A 515-nucleotide genomic window follows, 5' to 3' on the forward strand; every position below is an offset into this window, starting at 1 on the left:
GTCGTACCAGAGTTTGAGGTTATAGCCTTCCCCCGCGAGAGCCTGCTTCCAGACATTGATGTAATCGCGCTGGATGTCCCCGACGCCACCGCCAAGCCATACAAAGTGCAGGTTTTTCGGCACTTCGGTGGCGGCGACCGTTAACTGTTCAACACTGCTGGACAAACGCGTCTGACAATCTTCAACGCGGTTGAGAATGTACGTCAGGGTGGGCGGATGACCTTCACCCGGTTCCGCCTGCACCGTCACTTCTGCGGAACGCCGGCGTCGCTTTGTGGGCTCGATAAAAGATCCAAGTGCCTGAAGCAGCAATCCAAGTGGCACCCGCATCCGGGGAAAATCGAGTTGGCCAATACAACCGAAGTAATACCGAAACACCGCGTCGTATTCATCGGTTCCTTTATGTTCGTGCAGCGCCTGCTCAAGATCAGACAACTTGAACAGATCGATAAAACTTACATAACCGCCTGCACGACTTTTATCTCGCTCTTGCATAAACACACTTCCTTGTAGAG

Annotated in this window: 1 protein-coding gene; it reads right to left on the bottom strand. The window is 53.0% G+C overall.

Annotation, left to right across the window (positions count from 1 at the left end):
• Positions 1 to 495 (bottom strand): TcdA/TcdB catalytic glycosyltransferase domain-containing protein (locus F8N80_RS30975; protein WP_150785344.1); only part of this gene is annotated, 495 nt, incomplete at its 3' end.
• Between the last annotated feature and the right edge of the window lie 20 nt (positions 496 to 515).

Source organism: Pseudomonas fluorescens, from assembly GCF_902497995.1.
GTDB classification, from domain to species: Bacteria; Pseudomonadota; Gammaproteobacteria; order Pseudomonadales; family Pseudomonadaceae; genus Aquipseudomonas; species Aquipseudomonas fluorescens_BK.